This is a genomic window from Pantoea sp. y20 (assembly GCF_054903455.1).
In genome coordinates this window covers 436,172-453,277 of sequence record NZ_JBUBNJ010000002.1, presented here as the reverse complement: position 1 = coordinate 453,277, position 17,106 = coordinate 436,172, and the positions used below count along the sequence as shown (strand labels likewise).

The 17,106-nt window shown below is 53.9% G+C and carries 20 protein-coding genes and 2 pseudogenes; 12 read left to right on the top strand and 10 right to left on the bottom strand.

Features of this window, described 5'->3' with window-relative positions; all coding sequences use genetic code 11:
- Nucleotides 1-32 precede the first annotated feature (32 nt).
- Nucleotides 33-476 carry a VOC family protein gene (locus ACYAC5_RS21920; RefSeq protein ID WP_101761492.1) on the top strand — a complete coding sequence of 148 codons (444 nt, stop codon included), beginning with the start codon at nucleotides 33-35 and terminating at the stop codon, nucleotides 474-476.
- 101 nt (nucleotides 477-577) lie between these two features.
- On the opposite strand, the gene ACYAC5_RS21915 is transcribed toward ACYAC5_RS21920, so the two are convergent.
- On the bottom strand, nucleotides 578-1,027 hold the full coding sequence (locus ACYAC5_RS21915) for an NUDIX hydrolase (RefSeq protein WP_192412981.1): 450 nt from the start codon (nucleotides 1,025-1,027) through the stop codon (nucleotides 578-580).
- Between the two features lie 82 nt (nucleotides 1,028-1,109).
- On the opposite strand from ACYAC5_RS21915, the pseudogene ACYAC5_RS21910 reads away from it, so the two are divergent.
- Nucleotides 1,110-1,442, top strand: a pseudogene (locus ACYAC5_RS21910) (LysR substrate-binding domain-containing protein); the annotation flags it as partial.
- Nucleotides 1,443-1,469: 27 nt separating this feature from the next.
- Here ACYAC5_RS21910 and ACYAC5_RS21905 read toward each other — a convergent pair.
- Entirely contained in the window at nucleotides 1,470-1,733 is a 264-nt protein-coding gene (locus ACYAC5_RS21905; protein WP_192412983.1) for a DUF2798 domain-containing protein, read from the bottom strand.
- 128 nt (nucleotides 1,734-1,861) lie between these two features.
- On the opposite strand from ACYAC5_RS21905, the gene ACYAC5_RS21900 reads away from it, so the two are divergent.
- The 6 genes and pseudogenes from ACYAC5_RS21900 (at nucleotide 1,862) to ACYAC5_RS21875 (ending at nucleotide 8,097) form a co-directional block, all read left to right on the top strand.
- Nucleotides 1,862-2,779: a LysR family transcriptional regulator gene (locus tag ACYAC5_RS21900; RefSeq protein WP_192412985.1), complete on the top strand. Its 918-nt coding sequence runs from the start codon at nucleotides 1,862-1,864 to the stop codon at nucleotides 2,777-2,779.
- Between the two features lie 48 nt (nucleotides 2,780-2,827).
- Nucleotides 2,828-3,030, top strand: a pseudogene (locus tag ACYAC5_RS21895) (helix-turn-helix domain-containing protein); the annotation flags it as partial.
- Between the two features lie 428 nt (nucleotides 3,031-3,458).
- Nucleotides 3,459-4,007: an aldehyde dehydrogenase iron-sulfur subunit PaoA gene (gene paoA, locus ACYAC5_RS21890; protein WP_110866898.1), complete on the top strand. Its 549-nt coding sequence runs from the start codon at nucleotides 3,459-3,461 to the stop codon at nucleotides 4,005-4,007.
- Nucleotides 4,004-4,954 carry an FAD binding domain-containing protein gene (locus tag ACYAC5_RS21885; RefSeq protein WP_309837600.1) on the top strand — a complete coding sequence of 317 codons (951 nt, stop codon included), beginning with the start codon at nucleotides 4,004-4,006 and terminating at the stop codon, nucleotides 4,952-4,954. The genes paoA and ACYAC5_RS21885 overlap by 4 nt, the downstream gene beginning before the upstream one ends.
- A 3-nt stretch (nucleotides 4,955-4,957) precedes the next feature.
- Nucleotides 4,958-7,156 (top strand): aldehyde oxidoreductase molybdenum-binding subunit PaoC, encoded by a 2,199-nt coding sequence (gene paoC / locus ACYAC5_RS21880; protein WP_462063042.1) that lies wholly within the window; start codon nucleotides 4,958-4,960, stop codon nucleotides 7,154-7,156.
- Between the two features lie 17 nt (nucleotides 7,157-7,173).
- The gene (locus ACYAC5_RS21875) at nucleotides 7,174-8,097 is read left to right on the top strand and encodes an XdhC family protein (protein WP_462063041.1); all 924 of its coding nucleotides are present in this window, start codon (nucleotides 7,174-7,176) and stop codon (nucleotides 8,095-8,097) included.
- Here ACYAC5_RS21875 and ACYAC5_RS21870 read toward each other — a convergent pair.
- Nucleotides 8,084-8,659, bottom strand: coding sequence for a nucleotidyltransferase family protein (locus ACYAC5_RS21870; RefSeq protein ID WP_462063040.1), 576 nt, complete (start codon nucleotides 8,657-8,659; stop codon nucleotides 8,084-8,086). The two genes, ACYAC5_RS21875 and ACYAC5_RS21870, sit on opposite strands and share 14 nt — an antisense overlap.
- 183 nt (nucleotides 8,660-8,842) lie before the next feature.
- Here ACYAC5_RS21870 and ACYAC5_RS21865 point away from each other — a divergent pair, with 183 nt between their 5' ends.
- Together ACYAC5_RS21865 and ACYAC5_RS21860 are read left to right on the top strand one after the other, a co-directional pair.
- Complete coding sequence (locus ACYAC5_RS21865; RefSeq protein WP_101761502.1) at nucleotides 8,843-9,325, top strand: MarR family winged helix-turn-helix transcriptional regulator; 483 nt, start codon at nucleotides 8,843-8,845, stop codon at nucleotides 9,323-9,325.
- A gap of 81 nt (nucleotides 9,326-9,406) precedes the next feature.
- Entirely contained in the window at nucleotides 9,407-9,613 is a 207-nt protein-coding gene (locus ACYAC5_RS21860; RefSeq protein WP_192234868.1) for a hypothetical protein, read from the top strand.
- Here the strand turns inward: ACYAC5_RS21860 and ACYAC5_RS21855 are convergent, their stop codons facing one another.
- Nucleotides 9,614-9,886: a hypothetical protein gene (locus tag ACYAC5_RS21855; protein WP_462063039.1), complete on the bottom strand. Its 273-nt coding sequence runs from the start codon at nucleotides 9,884-9,886 to the stop codon at nucleotides 9,614-9,616.
- 362 nt (nucleotides 9,887-10,248) lie between these two features.
- Here ACYAC5_RS21855 and ACYAC5_RS21850 point away from each other — a divergent pair, with 362 nt between their 5' ends.
- Nucleotides 10,249-10,461, top strand: coding sequence for a hypothetical protein (locus tag ACYAC5_RS21850; protein WP_101761505.1), 213 nt, complete (start codon nucleotides 10,249-10,251; stop codon nucleotides 10,459-10,461).
- Nucleotides 10,462-10,716: 255 nt separating this feature from the next.
- On the top strand, nucleotides 10,717-10,938 hold the full coding sequence (locus tag ACYAC5_RS21845) for a hypothetical protein (RefSeq protein ID WP_101761506.1): 222 nt from the start codon (nucleotides 10,717-10,719) through the stop codon (nucleotides 10,936-10,938).
- A gap of 41 nt (nucleotides 10,939-10,979) precedes the next feature.
- On the opposite strand, the gene ACYAC5_RS21840 is transcribed toward ACYAC5_RS21845, so the two are convergent.
- The 6 genes from ACYAC5_RS21840 to ACYAC5_RS21815 all read right to left on the bottom strand — a co-directional run bounded on the left by ACYAC5_RS21840 (nucleotide 10,980) and on the right by ACYAC5_RS21815 (nucleotide 16,985).
- A complete protein-coding gene (locus ACYAC5_RS21840) occupies nucleotides 10,980-12,047 on the bottom strand; it encodes an ABC transporter ATP-binding protein (RefSeq protein ID WP_110866891.1) in 1,068 nt (355 codons plus the stop codon).
- Nucleotides 12,048-12,050: 3 nt separating this feature from the next.
- The gene (locus ACYAC5_RS21835) at nucleotides 12,051-12,875 is read right to left on the bottom strand and encodes a carbohydrate ABC transporter permease (protein WP_101761508.1); all 825 of its coding nucleotides are present in this window, start codon (nucleotides 12,873-12,875) and stop codon (nucleotides 12,051-12,053) included.
- Nucleotides 12,876-12,884: 9 nt separating this feature from the next.
- Nucleotides 12,885-13,805, bottom strand: a complete 921-nt coding sequence (locus tag ACYAC5_RS21830) for a carbohydrate ABC transporter permease (protein WP_192234862.1) — start codon at nucleotides 13,803-13,805, stop codon at nucleotides 12,885-12,887.
- 24 nt (nucleotides 13,806-13,829) lie between these two features.
- Nucleotides 13,830-15,044: an ABC transporter substrate-binding protein gene (locus ACYAC5_RS21825; RefSeq protein WP_462063416.1), complete on the bottom strand. Its 1,215-nt coding sequence runs from the start codon at nucleotides 15,042-15,044 to the stop codon at nucleotides 13,830-13,832.
- Between the two features lie 77 nt (nucleotides 15,045-15,121).
- Nucleotides 15,122-16,288: a PLP-dependent transferase gene (locus ACYAC5_RS21820; protein WP_137387383.1), complete on the bottom strand. Its 1,167-nt coding sequence runs from the start codon at nucleotides 16,286-16,288 to the stop codon at nucleotides 15,122-15,124.
- Nucleotides 16,275-16,985 (bottom strand): FadR/GntR family transcriptional regulator, encoded by a 711-nt coding sequence (locus tag ACYAC5_RS21815; RefSeq protein WP_192413001.1) that lies wholly within the window; start codon nucleotides 16,983-16,985, stop codon nucleotides 16,275-16,277. The genes ACYAC5_RS21820 and ACYAC5_RS21815 overlap by 14 nt, the downstream gene beginning before the upstream one ends.
- Nucleotides 16,986-17,106 lie beyond the last annotated feature (121 nt).

Here is a 17,106-nt window from a genome sequence, read left to right as displayed (position 1 = left end):
TTCCAATTCTTCTTATTTTACAGGATTGGAATATGAAAGAGCACGATATTGGTTTTAGCCACATAGCGCTGCAAGTGAGAGATATAGAACGCAGCATCGATTTCTATCAACGTTACGCAGGGATGCAGGTGATCCATGAGCGGGCACCAGGCATTGCAGAAGCGCAAAAAGTCGCATGGCTTTCTGATTTAACGCGTCCATTTGCGTTGGTGTTGGTGCAATCTCAAACCACAGTGGATACGCCTCTGGGTCCGTTTGGTCATATAGGCGTTGCGTGTGACAGTAAAGAAGAGATTGATGCCAGGGTTGCTCAGGCTGAATGCGAAGGTGTGTTACGCCGCCCAGCGCAACAATCAGCCGCTCCCGTCGGTTATTGGGCATTCTTCGCCGATCCCGATGGCAACACGCTTGAACTTTCATATGGCCAACAGATTGGCCTTGAGATTATTACCAGCCGCCTTAACGCGGGTGTTTAACCTAAAACGTCACTTGAAAGGGTGACGGTTGATATCGGGTTTAGACGTGGCTAGAGTGCGTGATGAGACACCTCATTTAACATAATCATGATTATGCGCACTTAGATTGATGAGGCAATTGAGCAGATATCAGGAATATTTGAGGGATAAACAACGTCGTCTGTATTTCGGAGTTCATTAAGATCCCACCAATGATAACTATTGATGACTGATTTTTCATTTTCAGTCCATCCGCTGGTACTGATATCTTCATCGCCTATTTTAATAAAATTAAATCGCTCATGTGCCAGAACCACCTCACCGCTGGGCAGAGTCATTTCAAAGGTTCTCTCCGTTAACACCTGTCCTACATCATTAACATAAATGCCTGTTTCTTCTCTAAGTTCCCGAATGGCTGCCTGCTCAAAAGTCTCTTCTGATTCCACGCCTCCAACGGGAGTTGCCCAGTATACTTTACCTGCCAGCGCATCCTTCTCATGCCTGAACTTGAATAATAAGACCTGATTGAGGGAGTTCATAATAAGCAAACGCGCAGAATCACGGGTACGCAATGGATAATTCCTTTTTCATTTTCAATGCAGGTCAGCATAACTGATTTTGAGGATAAAAATAAAATAGAGCCAAAGTTAAATCATATGTTATTACAGAATATTGGACATCTCAGGTTTGCAAGTTTCAACACCCGAAGGTGAGAGCGTAGTTTTCAACGTACATAGTCCTGCCATGATCATGGCTGACAACGCTGCTTCGCTCTTGGCTTTTGCTCTTGGAGGGGCTGGCGTTGCCCTCTTACCTGCCTGGCTTGTGCAGGAAGAGTTGCGCCTGGGGAATTTGATCCAACTACTGCCAGATCATCATTTTCCCCGTCAAGGAATTTATGCGCTTTACCCCAACACGCGCCATGTACCTGAAAAAGTACGAGCGTTCATCGATTTTTTACAGAGCAGAGTTGGAAGCCCCCAATAAAACTGATGTGAGGGAGCATCAAACGACTCAATGACCATGCACCGTTAATCCCACCAACCGAACCACAATCGGGCGCACTACCAGTATGCAAACAAAAGCTGCGGGCATCGCAACTTGATATGCATTCATCACATTTTCCATATAATGCGGCCCGATGCCAAATTCGGCGAAGGTAATGACCAGGCTCATCAGAAACGCCATGATTGTCGCCATATACAGCGCGAAGATGTAAGGTGAAACGTGCTTTGGCAGGCGTAGACGAGCACTACTTTTCTCGGTTGCTATTGTCATAGCGTGATCCTTTTCAGTAAGTTTAAGCAAAACAGCCGCTAACCTATCAAGTGAATCAGGATGCGAGTAGAACGCTTCTGCTTTAATCATTATTAAGTAAAAGTAACGAATCACGCATTGAGGGATCTATGGATTTACTGGGGTTGATCAACACTTTTATTCGCGTAGTTGAGAACGGCAGCATTGCCGCCGCCGCGCGGGCGAAAGGAATGAGTCCAGCGGCGGTAAGCCAAAGTGTTGCGCGTCTGGAGACACATTTGGGTGTGCGGCTGCTTTCACGCACTACCCGAAGCATGACGTTAACCGAAAGCGGTAAACGCTATTTCGAAAAAGTCCGACACATTCCCCATGATATTGACCTTGCCTCGCAGGCCGCAGCGATTGAAACCAAACCGCAGGGTTCGCTTTGCATCGCCACCACGGCGGCATTTGGCAGACACGTTCTCGCCCCACTGATGCCTGCCTTTAAACAAACTTACCCCGATATTGATATCGAACTGATCAGTACCGATCGCAATGTTGACCACCGCCTGGAAGGCGTTGACGTCAGTATTCGTATTGAGGCGCAACTGAGTGTTCAATTGATCGCCCGCAAAATTGCCTCATTACCCTTTATCTTCTGCGCGGCACCCTCTTATCTGGCGCGTGCGGGCATCCCTAAAACGCCTGAAGATCTGAGCCAGCACGCCTGTTTGGTTTTCCGCTATCCAACCGACGGACGCTTTCTTCCGTGGACGTTTATGGTCAATGGCCAGCCGGTGAATGCAAAGCTCAACCCAGAATTCATCAGCGATGATATTGATATCATCGCGAAAATTGCCGAAAACGGCGGTGGAATTGCCCGGCTGGCGAGTTTTATTGCTCAGCCGTTGCTCGAGAGTGGCCAACTCATACCTTTGTTCCACTTAGATCAAGGTGAGAAAAGCGACATTGTGGCTTCACCGATGAATATTTATGCCTGCGTCAACGAGCGTTCGGCGCTGAATGCAAAGGTAAGAGCGTTTATTGGGTTTCTGGAACAACAGCTCGCCGAAAGCGTTGATTAACTCCATAATATTGGGTGTTAAAGTCATTTTTGGACGTTAAGCCACAATATGCTGGATTTAACTCTTAGCAAACCCGAAGAAATCGTCAAGCTGTTGAGCGGATGAAGCAGGCGGATGTCGCGGCCAGAGCGGGAATTGGCGTAAATACGGTTTCTAATCTGGAAGCGGGTCGTAACGTCGGCTTTGAAAACCTGGTGAAAGTGGCGATGGTGCTCGGTCGGGTTAACGAGCTGGAAGCGCTGTTCGCCCCTCTGAAAGGTCCCCGGTTGCGGAGAGATTAAACGCGCTCACCTGTTAGCGCTCGGGCAACAGGAAACTGAACTCACGCCAGCGCAGGCAGGCGATATCATCGATAATTACTGTTCGGTTGCAACTGGCTTTGCCCGCAAAGCGGCCGATATGTTCCCAGAGCAAATCACTGCGGAAACGCTGCGCTTTCTCCAGGCGCGCATTGACGAAAACATCAAAAACCTGGCGAAATAGATAGCCGCTGCGGCCCCGGAAAAGCGCCGTTTTCTCGGGCCATTCAGCGCCCTAACCTGCTTTTATTACTCCCGCTCATAAACCCATTTAGTGATTACGGATAATGCTTTCGCAGATGCCGACTATGCTTACCCTTCTAAAACCATACAAAAATAAGTTGTACCCCAACATTTAACCCTTTTACTGGAGGTTTGGCATGAGCAGCCAACACTTAACAACACCTGTGCCGTCAATGGTGCCGATCAGCTTCAAAGTCAACGGTATACAGCAGCAATTAAACGTTGATACCCGCACCACGCTGCTGGATGCATTGCGTGAGCATCTGCATTTGACCGGCACCAAAAAAGGCTGCGATCACGGCCAATGTGGTGCCTGTACGGTGATGGTCAACGGACGTCGCATCAACGCGTGCCTGACCTTAGCGGTAATGCAGCAGGATGCAGAAATCACCACCATTGAAGGTTTGGGAAATCCGGATGAGCTTCATCCCTTGCAGGCGGCGTTCATCAAACATGATGGTTACCAGTGCGGCTACTGCACGCCTGGGCAAATATGTTCATCGATGGCGGTGCTGGAAGAGATCAAAGCGGGCATTCCCAGCCACGTCACACACGATCTGGTTTCCGCGCCCAACGTGACTGCGGATGAAATCCGTGAGCGTATGAGTGGCAATATTTGTCGCTGCGGTGCCTATTCCAACATTCTTGCGGCGATTGAAGAGTACGCGGAGGGCCTGGAATCATGAAAGCCTTCACTTACCAGCGGGTCAAAACCCCGGCTGAAGCCGCTACCAGCGCCCAGCAACATACCAATGCCAAATTCATCGCCGGCGGCACCAATCTGCTCGATCTGATGAAGCTGGAGATTGAGACGCCCGCGCATCTTATTGATGTGAATGGGCTTGAGCTGGACAAAATCGAGGCCACAGCCGATGGCGGATTACGCATCGGCGCGTTGGTGCGTAACACCGATCTGGCGGCCGATGCGCGTATTCGCCGCGATTATGGCGTGCTGTCGCGCGCGTTAGTGGCTGGCGCTTCCGGCCAGCTACGTAATCAGGCAACCACCGCAGGGAATCTGCTGCAGCGCACGCGTTGCCCCTACTTCTATGACACCAACCAACCGTGCAACAAGCGCTTACCCGGCAGCGGCTGCGCGGCGCTGGATGGCTTCAGTCGCCAGCATGCGGTGGTCGGAACCAGCCAGGCCTGTATCGCCACCCATCCGAGCGATATGGCAGTGGCGATGCGTTTGCTGGATGCGGTAGTGGAAACGGTCAGCCCGGATGGCCGTGAGCGCAAAATCCCGATTGCTGAATTTTATCGTGCGCCTGGCAATACGCCGCATCTGGAAACCGTGCTCACTCCTGGCGAGCTGATTGTGGCCGTTTCACTGCCGGCTCCGCTGGGCGGCACACACATTTACCGCAAGGTGCGCGACCGCGCGTCCTACGCTTTTGCGTTGGTCTCTGTTGCCGCCATCATTCAGCCGGATAAATCTGGTCGTGTGGCGCTCGGTGGCGTAGCACATCAGCCGTGGCGGTTGGAAGAGGCGGATAAGGCGGTGATTCAGGGCGCGCAGGCGGTGAGCGATCGGCTGTTCGCCACGGCGCAACCTACCGCTGAAAACGAGTTCAAGATCATTCTGGCGCAGCGAACGCTCGCTTCCGTATTGGCCGAAGCGAGGGGATAACTGATGAAATTCGAAAAATCCGCAGGCAATAACCCAATTGATCAGCTCAAGGTAGTTGGTCAGCCACTCAATCGCATCGACGGACCGCTGAAAACCTCCGGCCTGGCGCATTACGCCTACGAATGGCATCACGAAGCGCCCGATGCGGCGTACGGCTATGTGGTCGGCGCGCCAATCGCCAAAGGAAAAATCACCGCCATTGATGTGCAGGCAGCGCAAAATGCGCCGGGCGTGTTAGCGGTGGTGACGGCTATCAACGCGGGAAAACTGGGCAAAGGCGATAAAAATACCGCTCGCCTGTTGGCGGGCGACACCATCGAACACTATCACCAGGCCGTCGCACTGGTCGTGGCGGAGACGTTTGAGCAGGCGCGTGCTGCGGCCAGTTTAGTGAAGGTGGATTATCAGCGTGAGCGCGGCGCTTATGATCTCGCGCAGCAAAAGCCGGGCGTTACCTCCGCGCCCGAAGATACGCCAGATAAGTCCGTGGGTGATTTCGCCGGTGCGTTTGCTGCCGCTGACGTCAAGCTGGATGCGCATTACACCACGCCTGACCAAAGCCACACCGCGATGGAACCGCACGCCTCGATGGCGACATGGCAAGGCGATAAACTCACCGTCTGGACCTCGAATCAGATGATCGACTGGTGCCGCACCGATCTGGCCGCCACGCTCAACATGCCGATGGAGAAGATCCGCATCGTGTCGCCTTATATTGGCGGCGGCTTTGGCGGCAAGCTGTTCCTGCGCAGCGATGCGGTATTAGCGGCGTTGGGTGCGCGCGCGGTAAAGCGTCCGGTCAAAGTGATGCTGCCTCGGCCATTAATCGCCAATAACACCACACATCGACCGGCCACCATTCAGCACATCCGCATCGGCACCGATAAAGCCAGCAAGATTCAGGCCATCGCGCATGAAAGCTGGTCGGGGAACCTGCCGGGAGGCACACCTGAAACCGCCGTGCAGCAAACGGAACTGCTGTACGCCGGTGCTAACCGCTTTACCGGATTACGACTGGCGACGCTGGATCTGCCCGAAGGTAACGCCATGCGCGCACCGGGTGAAGCGCCTGGACTCATGGCGCTTGAAATTGCCATCGATGAAATAGCGGAAAAAGTGGGCATTGATCCGATCGCCTTCCGCATCCTCAATGATACGCAGGTCGATCCGGCCAAACCCGAGCGCCCTTTCTCACGCCGCCAGCTGGTTGAGTGCCTGAATACCGGCGCCGAGCGCTTTGGCTGGTCACGACGCAACGCCAAACCGGCAATGGTCAAAGAGGGACGCTGGCTGGTCGGCATGGGGGTTGCGGCCGGTTTCCGTAACAACATGGTGGCGCCTTCCGGTGCGCGTGTGCATCTCGACAATAAAGGCATCATCACCGTTGAAACCGACATGACCGACATCGGCACCGGCAGCTACACCATCCTCGCGCAAACGGCGGCGGAGATGATGGGCGTGCCGATTGAGCGTGTGGCGGTTCGTTTAGGCGATTCAGACTTCCCGGTTTCTGCCGGTTCCGGCGGCCAATGGGGCGCGAACACCTCAACATCCGGCGTTTACGCTGCCTGCGTGAAATTGCGTGAAGCGGTCGCCAGCAAACTGGGCTTTGATGCGCAACGCGCTACCTTCAGCGACGGTCAGGTGCATGACGGAAACCAGAGCGCGCCGCTCGCCCAGGCCGCCGCTGAAGCCACCATCACCGTGGAAGACACCATCGAGTTTGGCGATCTTGACGAGCAATATCAGCAATCCACTTTCGCCGGACACTTCATTGAAGTCGGCGTGGACGTCGCAACCGGTGAAGTGCGCGTGCGGCGCATGCTGGCGGTTTGTGCCGCCGGGCGCATTCTCAATCCCAAAACGGCGCGCAGTCAGGTGATTGGTGCCATGACGATGGGCCTTGGCGGCGCGTTGATGGAGGAGCTGTTCGTCGATGAACGCCTCGGTTATTTCGTTAACCACGATATGGCGGGCTACGAAGTGCCGGTTCACGCCGATATCCCGCAGCAGGAGGTGATTTTCCTTGATGACACCGATCCCATCTCCTCACCGATGAAAGCAAAGGGCGTAGGTGAACTGGGTTTGTGCGGCGTCAGCGCGGCAATCGTCAATGCCATTTACAACGCCACCGGCGTACGCGTACGCGACTATCCGGTGACGCTGGATAAGTTACTTAAAGGCTTGCCTGCCCTTGTCTAAAGTTGAGGAGAAGCGCATTGCAGCAGCTACTGATTGATGACGATCTGCAACCGCAGATCAAGCCGCAGCAGGCTTTGCAGACCGATGACAGTGAAAGCATCCTGCGCTTCGCGCTTGAAGCAATGAAAGCAGATTCCGCTGCCGTGCTGGTCACGCTGGTTGAGATTCGCGGTGGCGCGGCGCGGGCATTGGGTGCGCAGATGGTGGTGCGGGAAGATGGCCGCTATTGCGGCTATGTTTCCGGCGGCTGTGTGGAAGCGGCGGCGGCTTATGAAGCGTTGCAAGTCATCGCCACTGGCAAAGATCGCTTTGTGAGATATGGCGAAGGATCGCCTTATCTGGATATTGTGCTGCCCTGTGGCGGCGGCATCACGCTGGCTTTCCATCAGCTACGTGACGCGCAACCGCTGAGAAACGTGCTGGATTTGCTGGCAAAGCGTCAACCCGCAGCGCTGCGCTATCTGCCGACGTTTCAGCGGCTGGCGAGCGCTGCTTGCACTGAGATAACCGGCTGGCAGGAGGATGCCTTTATCACCGGCTATCTGCCAAAAACACGCGTGGCGGTATATGGACGTTCAGTCGAAGCGTTGGCGACGGCGTCGATTGCGCAGGCCGCTGGTTACGAGGTGCTTTCTGGCGAGGATGTGCAGGCGCAGGCCGTTGATCCCTTTACGGCGGTGATTTTGCTGTATCACGATCTCGATCGCGAACTCCCGGTGCTTCTGGCAGCGCTGCGTTCTGCGCCCTTCTATATCGGAGCATTGGGAAGTCGGCGCACGCATGCAACGCGTATTAAGAAATTGCTGTCGCTAGGGTTTAGTGAGGAAGAGATTGCGCGTATCAAAGCGCCGATAGGCATCTTTGCCCAGGCGCGCGATGCGCGCACGCTAGCGCTATCAATTGTCGCGGATGTCGCGGCGGCTCGGCTCAACGTGGTTTAGCCACCACATCGAGATCGCGCTGTACAGCAGCGTCCGCTTCAAGAGTGACCAGTAAGCGCGGGTCCAGCAGCGCTCTGGCACCTTCATCGCCCTGCAAATTGCGTAACGCCTCAGCGTAGCATCCAGCAAACCCGACCGGATGGCCGGGTTTGCCTTTATAAGTAAGACGCACCTGCGCCGCGCCCTTTTCTAACGCCTCTTTTACGTGCCGATAATGATCCACCGTTAGCCACGGCATATCTCCCAGCGTAATGATCCATCCGTTCCAGTGAGCGGTCATCGCCACACCCGCCGCAATGGATTCGCCGCTGCCGCCACTTTCACACAGCACAAGCTGCACGCCTGCCTTTACTGCATGCTGACGCACCGCCAGATAGTCGGGACGCGTCACCAGCGCCACCGGCAAGCCACTCAGCTTTGCCTGTTCAATCACCGTTTCAATTACCTTCGGCGCATCGTCGTTTATGCTGGCCAGCAACTTATTGCCGCTGCCGCCGCTGGCGATATAACGCGAACCTTTACCTGCCGCGAGGATGAGAATGCCGGGCGTTGCTGAATCCATAGAAGTTTTAAACCTTGCGTTACCATCGATTGTTAATGAAATTATAGCTAATCATATGATTTATAATAGATATTAACAAAAAATAGCCAATCCAAATTAGATTGACTTCAATCTAATTTATGTCAATATATTCACGTTTTTCAGTCTCAATGACTGCAACTCTGCCTTAAAAATAGTGGTGATATGAAAGAGTTAAACGATGAAGTTTGCTGTGTAGGTCCTGAGAGTGAAGCGCCGGTGACTGTCGACCAGTTTCTCTGCTTCGCGCTCTATTCCGCGTCCCTTGCGATGACCAAACTTTATCAGTCGCGACTGAAACCACTGGGTTTGACCTATCCGCAGTATCTGGTGCTGCTGGCGCTGTGGGAAAAAGACCATGTCACCGTTTCAGAATTGGGCGCGCGCGTGCAGCTGGATTCAGGCACGCTCAGCCAGCTTTTAAAGCGACTGGAGCAGGCTGGCATTATCAGTAGAAAACGCGATGTTGGTGGCGATGAGCGCAGAGTGTTGATCTCCGTCACTGAGCAGGGACAAGAATTAAAGATCGCGGCGGCCGGCGTTCCGGCTGACATGGTGTCAGTGATGGATACGCCTTATGAAGAACTGGCCGATCTCACTGCACGTGTTACCACGCTGCGCCAGAAACTGATCAACGCCCTGCCCTGAGGGCGCGAAATAATACATTCCTATGAATGCTTTGGAGCAAGCTGAAAAATGTTAATTAGCAAAGGAATTAAGGAGAAGGTGATGTCAGACGAGAAAGCGGAAAATATGGATGACATTCATGCTGTCATTGGTCACGCCGTGTCATGCCTGCTTAAATCCGATCAACCTTTGCAACTTGACCACATTACTGCGCTATTGAAGCAGCATGAAGAAGCCGCGCCCGTTCAGCTCAAGCAGGATTATGTCAACGCGATGAGTAAGATTGCGGAAAAGTGTTTAGCGTCGTAATCAGTGCTTTTTCTGATTCGGGATATAAGCATGCTTCTCACTACTGAAATCTTGTCCGTCGCGTTGCGTGTTGGTCCTGACGCTATGATTTCTGACATCCGCCAGTGCGCGTTGGCAGGCAACTCGCCTGTAGCTTTCCTCTTCTGTTTCCGCCATCTCTTCAAGTTTGGCTATCAGCGCCGCAGAGGATACCGCAACCTGGTCTTCTAAAAGAGCAAGCAGCGCCTCACCGATCATTCGGTCCTTCATCTGTTCATCGTAACTGCTGGTCATTTAATTCTCTGTGTAGTCATATTTACTCAAGCTTAAGAGTTATTAACCAATTGCGTTGTTATCTTGAGAAAATCAACGTGCGTCAGTCAGGTTAAGAGAAAACAATTGTTTTGTAAAATCCAATCTAATTCAGCAGCGCTATCAGCAAGTCCTGCCGCATAAAAAATGATCGCCGCGGCGCGATGACATTCCCCGATAAAAACAAGCTCATCCAACTTGATTAAAGATAAGAAAAGTCTTAGTGGCCTCGCGTACGTTTTCATGGCGAATAATCACCACAGGAAATAAATAGTATGAAAGCCGCAACCCCTGCTTTTCTCACCTCACTTTGCCTTGCTGTTATCGGTTAGGATGCAGCGAAATTGAAAATCTATCAGTTCAGAAAATTCACTTTTAATGTGAAGAATCATGAAGTCACCTGCGACGGCAAGATGATGGCGGAGATAGCCACCACCGACTCTGCGCGTGTTATGCAAGGCGATGGATTAACCGTTATTTTCTATCACTATTTTCCGGAAAAAGCTGCGGTGATGAAGGATGGCCAGTTTGTCGATTGGGCCAGACTGAAACGTTAACGATAATGCGGGCAGCAAGGAGGCTGCACTTTCTTCTACAGGCGTGATGAACACTCGCCAGCACATTCCATTCGTCTGTGACTTTTATCAATGATTAATAACGTTAAATAAGCCGATTAAAAAGCGTTCACTAAACCGCTTTAGGGTATTTCGCTAAAATATCTTTGTTTACAGTTTATAACGGTAGGATTTATTCCACTTACTACACTGGAAGCGTGTATTTACACGCTATTAACTTTATAAGGAATAAATCCAGTGCGTAAATTTTCTCTGATTGTATTAACTGCGGGCGTGCTGCTGTCGGTCACTTCTCAGGTCGAAGCGAAGGGCTGCATCAAAGGAGCGGTTGTCGGCGGCGTGGCGGGCCACGTGGCGCATCACGGCGTTGCGGGTGCAGCAGCGGGTTGTGCGGTTGGTCACCATATGGCGAACAAAAAGCAGAAAGAAGCGGACAGCAAACAGCAGCAGTCTAAGTAATTCCCTGAGCTGCCTGTGCAAACAGGCAGCTGTAACACGCGTTATAAACGTTTTTGCGAATCCGCATCAAACAGCATCGCGCGATCCGCATCAATGGTCACAGGCAGAATATCCCCCGCCTGTGCGCCAGAACGTTGCGTGGTGAATAGCATGATGTCATGCCCTAACAGCGATCCATGAATCAGCTCGGATAATCCCGTCGGCTCCACCAGCGACACTTCTAACGGCAGCGCATTCATCGCGCCCGCTTCGGCAATCGCCACATTCTCTGGTCGGATACCGTAAATTACCGCTCGCCCAGCCTGATGCTGCGACCAATGCTGATTCAACGGCAGCTGTGCGCTATCGCCAATACGCACGCCCTGCGCGGTCATCATGCCATTGATGAAGTTCATTGATGGCGAGCCAATAAAGCTGGCGACAAACTTGTTCGCCGGTGTGTCATACAGCTCGAGCGGCGTACCGACCTGCTGAATCACACCGTTGTTCAGCACCACAATACGATCCGCCAGCGTCATGGCTTCAACCTGATCGTGCGTCACGTACACAATGGTGTTGTTCATCTGCTGATGCAGCTTCTTGATTTCGACGCGCATCTGACCGCGCAGCTGCGCATCCAGGTTCGACAGCGGTTCATCAAACAGAAACACCTGCGGTTGACGCACGATGGCGCGTCCCATGGCCACACGCTGCCGCTGACCGCCGGATAACTCTTTGGGTCGGCGATCAAGCAGATGCGTCAGGCTGAGAATTTCCGCCGCACGCCTCACCTTCTCTTCAATTTCCGCGCGCGGACGCTTCTGAATTTCCAGGCTGAAGCCCATATTGCGCGCCACCGTTAGATGCGGATAGAGCGCGTAACTTTGAAACACCATCGAGATATCGCGATCTTTGGGCGCCACATCGTTCATCAGCTGGTTGCCGATACGAATATCGCCGCCGGTCGCCAGCTCCAGTCCGGCGATGGTGCGCAGCAGCGTCGATTTGCCACAGCCGGAAGGTCCCACCAGTACCACGAATTCGCCGTCTTTGATGGTGAGGTTAATATCGCGCAGCACCTCAACGTTGCCATAGCGCTTGTCGATCTGTTTGAGCGTGATTTCAGCCATGATTTACCCCTTAACCGCACCGGCGGTGAGTCCCTGAACCAAATAGCGTTGAATGAAGGCGAAGAACAGACAGGCCGGGATCAGCGCTAGCACCACCGCTGCCATCATCTCGCCCCAGGAAACGGCAAATTTCGACACAAAGCTGAGCAGTCCAACCGGGAACGTCATCACTTCGTTTTTGTTGATCAGCATCAGCGAGAACAGCAGCTCGCTCCACGCTGCGGTAAACACAAAGCCCAATGTGGCCGCCATGCCCGGCAAGGTCAGCGGCACCAGCACGCGATACAGCGCCTGAAAACGCGTGCAGCCTTCCAGCATCGCCGACTCCTCCAAATCTTTGGGAATCGCATCAAAGAAGGATTGCATCAGGAAGGTGGCAAACGGCACGTTAAACGCGGTGTAGATCAGAATCAGCCCCAGCAAGCTGTTGGTCAGGCCCAGCGGCGCCATCACCTTGTAAATCGGCGCGATGATCATCACCAGCGGAAACATCTGCGTGAACAGCAGCAGTCCGGCGATTAGCACTTTGCCGCGAAACTGAAAGCGCGAAAAGGCATAGCCGGCCGCAGCGGCAATCAGCGTGGTAAGAAACGCGGTGCTAAACGAGACAATCAGGCTGTTGGTAAAAAAGGTCGGGAAATCACTGTCGGTCAGCACTTTTTTGAAATGACCAAAGGTCACGCCGCTCGGCAATAACCTTACGCCCTGACTAAACAGCAGTTGGTCCGGCGTCAGCGAGATTTTGATGATCCAATACAGCGGAAACAGCGCGAACAGCAGATACGCCGCAATACTCAGGCGATGGCCAATCAGCGGTAAGAGTCGCATCGTCGCCTCCTATTTCAGCAGCTGATGACGGATGCGCAGCAACACCAGCGCATAACAGGTCATCAGCAGTAACAGAAACACCGCCATCGCTGAGGCATAGCCAAAGTCGAGCTTGCGATAGGCGGTGGTGAAGATGTAGCTGGAGAGAATCGAGGTCGATCCCGCCGGACCGCCATCGGTCATCACCACAATGAGATCGGCAAAATTGGCGATCCAGATGGTGCGCAGCATCACGGTGATAGCGATCATCGGTGCCAGAAACGGGAGCGTGACGCGACGAAACTGCTGCCAGCCGCTGGCACCATCAATCGAGGCCGCTTCGTACAGGTCTTTGGGGATCGACTGCAGCGCCGCCAGCAGCGTGATGGCAAAGAATGGAATGCCAAACCAGACGTTGGCGATCACCGGTCCCCACATTGCCAGCTGCGGATCGGACAGGATGTTGTACGGCTCACTCAGCACGCCCAAATCGCTCAGCCACTGCGGCAACGGGCCGACTACCGGATTGAACAACCATGACCAGGTCAAGCCAGAGAGAAACGCCGGAACCGCCCACGGCAAGAACACCAGCGCCTGCACCCAACGGCGAAAACGGAATTCACGATTGAGCAGCAGCGCCAGCGCCAAACCGAAAAAGAACTGCAGCAGCAGCGAGCTGAGCGTCCAGTTCAGAGTGTGGCCCAGCGCTTTGAAAAAGCGCCGGTCATCAAACATCTCGCTGAAGTTATCCCAGCCGACCCAACCGGTCTCCAGCGGATTCAGCAGGTTAATGCTCTGAAACGCATAGGAGATACCGATCGCCATCGGCACAAAGATGAACAAAGCGATCAGCAACAGGCCAGGCGAGAGATACCACCACGGCTCAGCCAGCCGACTCCAGCGGAGGCGGCGGCGCGCCGGACTGTTGGGCAGAGAAGCATCAAGCATCATAATCACACTCCGCGTGGTTAGAGGTTACTGCGTGGCAAGCCAGGCTTTCTGCTCTTTGCTGAGATAGTTCGCCCAATCCTTCACCATGCTTTCGGTATCGTTCTCACCCAGCAAGGTTTCCTGGCTGCTCTCTTTCACAATCACCGAGTTGAAATAGCCCCAGCCTTTGAGATGGGTTGGCATGGTTAGCGGCACATAGTTAGGATCGTTCAGCTCTTTGAACCAGCCGGCGAACTGCGGCGTTTGGTAGAACGGATCCTGCTCGGCGCCTTTGTAAATCGGCAGCGTGCCGACGAATTTTGACCATGCGAGGTTGTTGGTTTTGTCACTGAGGAAGGTAATCAGCGGCCAGGCGAGATCCTTCTGTTTACCCTGCTTGAACATCGACCAGCCGGTATAGCCAATAGTCGGGAAGGCTTTGCCTGACGGGCCAACCGGCATCGGAGCCACAGCGAAATCATCGGCCGCCATGCTGTTTTTAATCGCGATCAGCGCGTCGGGATCCTGATCGAGCATTGCGCATTTACCTGAATAGAAGCCCGAAACGATCTCATTGAAGCCCCAGTTAACGCTGTCTTTCGAGGCGCCACCCTTTTGATACATATCCACCAGCAGCTGCGCGCCTTTCATCGCACCCGGCTCGGTCAGCGTGCTGTTACCTTGTTTATCGAAGAACTCCGGTGAACCGTTCATCGCCGCCATAAACATCATCCAGGCGTTGGTGCCGCCCACGCCACCACGCATGCAGTAGCCGCTGATGCCATTCCCCAATTTGCTGATGCGCTGGGCATCGCTGGCGAATTCCTCCATGGTTTTGGGCGGTTCGTTCAATCCTGCCTGCTGGAACAGCTTTTTATTCCAGAACAGCGCGCGCAGATAAAAGCCGTACGGCACCATGGTGGCTTTGCCGTTGGCGGCGCGCGCCATGGCCAACGTTTTATCGGTGAGCTGCGGCGTGGCATCCCAGCTTTTCAGGCGCGGCTCGAGGTCTTCCAGCATATTGTTACTGGCATACAATCCTTGCCAGGTATCCGGCATCTCCACCACATCCGGCACCTGACCGCTCTGCAGCATGGTGCCGAGCTTTTCAAACGCCTGGCCCCACGGCAATGAAATCAGTTCAATCTCCGTGCCGGGATGCTGGGTTTTATACTCATCGAGCAATTTTTGCAGCAGCGCGGTGCGCGGCGGGCTGGTAATCACTTCCACTACGGTAAGCTTGGCGGCGAGGCTGCTCATCGCTGCACTCAAACCCACGGCTAACACTAATGCTTTCACGGCAAAACGTTGCGTCATGACTTTTCTCCAGTGAGTGATTACGCGCGATTCGCGCTGGCAAGGGCTTGCTGCAAATCGGCCCACAAATCGTTGGTCTCTTCAAGGCCGACCGAGATGCGGATCAGGCGTGGCGAGACGCCGAAATCCACCGCCGAGTTAAATTCACTGGCCTGGTTGATCACCGAAATCGCCGGCATCACCAGACTTTCAAATCCGCCCCAGCTCACGCCCATGTGGAACAGCTCTAGCGAGTTACACAGCTGTGGAATATCCACCTGCTCCGCCACTTCAAAGGCAAACAGACCGCTGTAGCCGCGCAAGGTGGACCACGACTGCGGTTTCAGCCCCGGATGGCAGACGTCGGTCACCAGCGGATGCTCCGCCAGTTTCTCAGCAATAGTCAGCGCGCTTTGGTGGTGATGTTTCATGCGCAGCGGCAGCGTGCGCAGGCCGCGCATCAGCAGTGACGCTTCATGCGCCGAAAGTTTGCCGCCGAGGTAAGGACTGATGTGACGCGTAATGTTGTTGATGTGCTGCTGGCTGGCGATCACCAGACCAGCCACCACATCGCTGTGGCCGCTGATATATTTCGACGCCGAGTGCACCACGATATCGATGCCGCACAGCAGCGGCTGCTGGAAAATCGGTGAAGCCCAGCTGTTATCGATCATGCTGACCACGCCCGCTTCGCGCGCCATCGCGCCGAGCTTATTCAGATTCTGTTCACTCATCACCCAGCTTGAGGGACTTTCCAGATACAGCAGGCTGGCATCCGATAAGGCCGCACCAATTGCAGCTTCGTCATCGCCATCGACAAACTCGGTGACGATGCCAAAGCGCTGGCAGAAGCCACGCAGAAAGCGATAGGTATCGGGATAAACGTGATTAACGCACACCACTTTTTTACCCGGCGCCACCACGCTGAGAATCGCATTGCTGATCGCCGCCATGCCGCTGCCAAAAGCCAGACAGGCTTCGCCGCCCTCCAGCGCCGCCATCTTATCCTGCAGCGCTTTTACCGTCGGGTTATCGACGCGCGAATAGAGCGGCTGATCGCTCTCGCCGCGAAAGCGCGCGATCATGCTGTCGTAATCACTGAAGGTGAACAGCGAAGATTGGTAAATCGGCGTAGTGACCGCGCCCATTTCATGGCGTTGATCGTGAGTGAGCAGCGTTTGTTGCGAAATCAACTTATCGTTTGGCATTCATTACATCCTTCATGTCGCGTTCGGTGATATCGAGAATTTGATGGCAGATCGCGCGCGCTGCCGTGCAATCGCGCTGGCGGATAGCGTTAAAGAGTTCACGATGCAGCGGGAAAGAGTCTGAAAACAGCGCCTGTTCCGGCGGTGATTCAAAAAATGCATGAAATGAGTCGTAAATGCCGTTGAGCATTTGTAGCAGCAATGGATTTCCGGCAGCCCGATAGATACTGGCGTGAAATGCCCAGTCTTCCGCACCGGCAGAACCGATCGCCAGATGCACTTTTTCCATCTTATTAAGACGTTGTTCGATTTCGATCAGATCGCCAGCCGAGGCACGTTGAGCCGCCAACGCGCAAGATTCCGACTCGATAATGCGGCGCACTTCCAGCGCGTGCAGCATGTTGGCCGAGTCGTTTTTAAAGCGCAGCGATAAGAAGCTGTCGTTGACGCCCACTTCCGCCTGCAAAAAAGTCCCGCTGCCCTTTTTACGCAGAATAATGCCTAGCGCTTCCCAGCGTTTGAGTGCTTCACGCACCGTATTGCGGCTGACGCCAAGCTTCTCCGCCAGCACGCGTTCCGGCGGCAAGCGGCTGCCGGGCTGCGCACCCGACTGCGCCATATAGCGCGTTAGCGCGTCGAGAATCAGCGTATCGCTGCGCGGCGTGGAAATAGGATGAAGCTCAGCCGGTATCTGCATGGCAATGCCTTAATTGGTCCAACATCTCTACCAATCGAATAGCAACGCGCGTGCCAGAATATTAATATGCTGAATTGAATGAATTTTGTGCGGAGTAATAAGTGGACATTATGCATTTTGC